Source organism: Microcoleus sp. B3-D2 (assembly GCF_036705345.1).
Taxonomy (GTDB): Bacteria; Cyanobacteriota; Cyanobacteriia; order Cyanobacteriales; family Microcoleaceae; genus Microcoleus.
The window spans coordinates 1-1,857 of the sequence record NZ_JAUBUG010000177.1; the positions used below are offsets into that span (position 1 = coordinate 1).

At 42.4% G+C, this 1,857-nt stretch carries 2 pseudogenes; one reads left to right on the forward strand and one right to left on the reverse strand.

What is annotated here, in order from left to right:
• The first annotated feature begins 236 nt into the window (after nucleotides 1-236).
• Nucleotides 237-1,457 (forward strand): annotated as a pseudogene (locus QUB14_RS28505) (ISAs1 family transposase).
• 20 nt (nucleotides 1,458-1,477) lie between these two features.
• Here the strand turns inward: QUB14_RS28505 and QUB14_RS28510 are convergent.
• Nucleotides 1,478-1,789 (reverse strand): annotated as a pseudogene (locus tag QUB14_RS28510) (IS66 family transposase); the annotation flags it as partial.
• Nucleotides 1,790-1,857 lie beyond the last annotated feature (68 nt).

Below are 1,857 nucleotides of genomic sequence, written 5' to 3' on the forward strand. Positions count from 1 at the left end.
AGTTTTTAAAGGCTTCATCAACCAGACTGATAAAGAAGGCCCCAATCTCTTGGTTATTTAATCCGGGAAGTTTGATCGGCTTCTTGAAATGACGGCGTAAATGCGCCAGGGTAAGCTCATCTAATTAGGTATATATTGTACTTGACAAAAAGCGCAAGATCTAGACCCAGGCATTCAGTCAGCAGCGGTTCTATAATGTTGCTGCATCTTTCGTCACGACTGGTGAGGATAAGTCAATGGAAAAAGGATTCGCTTCTGTGGTATCTACGAAAAAATCAGAACCGGGGCAAAACGGATCCCAACCCATCTCAGTCCAAGACTTACAAGCGAGCTTCTCAACTTATTTTGATGACTTACCAGACCCGAGAGTTGAGCGAACCAAACAACACCTACTCAAAGACATTCTTGTAATTACCATATTAGCTGTCATCGCCGGAGCTGATGGGTGGGAAGACATAGAAAATTATGGGGTTAGCAAGCAGAAATGGTTGGAGGAATTTTTAGAGTTACCAAATGGAATCCCCAGCGATGATACATTTCGTCGGGTCTTTGAAAAGCTAAACCCGAAAGCTTTAGAACAGAAGTTATCCCAATGGCTTCAGCAAATTATGGGTGCAGTTTTCCAAGAAATCATCCCGATTGATGGCAAAAGTTTACGAGGTTCTTATGACGCCTGAGAAAGGTTTAAAAAACCTACATTTAGTCACAGCTTGGGCAAGCGAACAACGTTTGGTACTCGGGCAAGTCAAAGTTGAAGACCCTTCCAATGAAATCACAGCGATTCCTGCCTTACTGGAATTAATCGACATTGCGGGAGCGATTATCACCATCGATGCGATGGGAACTCAAACCGAAATTATCCAACTTATTAGTCAGAAAAAGGCTGATTATGTCGTAGCATTAAAAAGCAATCACCCCACTCTTTACACTAAGCGTAAAAAACTGGTTTTAGACCACAAGAAATCAGCAATTCGTGGGAATTGAAATCAGTTATGACTCCCGAACCGAAAAGGGACATCATCGCGTCGAAAGCCGAAAAGTTTGGGCGGTACCAGTTGCCAAACTCGGAGGACTTTACAAACAAGAACAGTGGGCAAATCTACGCACTATTGTAATTGTCGAAAGAGTTCGTCATCTTTGGAATAAAACCACTTATGAGGTACATTTTTACCTAAGTTCGTTACCAGTAGATGCTAAAGCGGAATGGTCGTGCTATTCGTAAACATTGGGGCATTGAGAATCAAGTTCATTGGAGTTTAGATGTGACGTTCAATGAAGATAAATGCCGTATTTGTTCGTTAAATAGCCCTCAAAACTTGGCTCTGGTCAGACGGAGGGCGTTGAATGCTGTCAACAAAGAAACAACTCTCCAGCGTAGCTTGCGACAAAAAAGAAAACGGGCTGCGATGAACAATGACTATATGATGCAGATTCTCAAATGCTTTTGTCAAGCATGATTGAGATGCTCTTACCCTGGTAAATGCGCCAGACATTTCTGTTGAGCTTTCACCGGATAACCATTATAAGCGCTATAGTCATCAGAACTAAGTACACCTTCGTAGCTCGAACCCAGGATGGATTCTAATTCAGCGCGAGAACGAGTATCAGCAGCATGAAATAGACCGAAGTCGGTATTGGCAAAAATCCATAACCATTCTTTTATCCCTTTGACTAACCAAGGTGTTTCATCAACATGGATATTTGGCGGGGTTTGCTTGAGCCACTCTTTAAGCCGGTCAATACTTGGATTTACTGCACCGTCTATTCGTTCATTTGTGGCTACGGTAGTGCTTTTATGTAAAGGATAGAGGATAATAGCTCTATGCCAGTCTTTTGAGGAGTCTCAAGATGAAACCC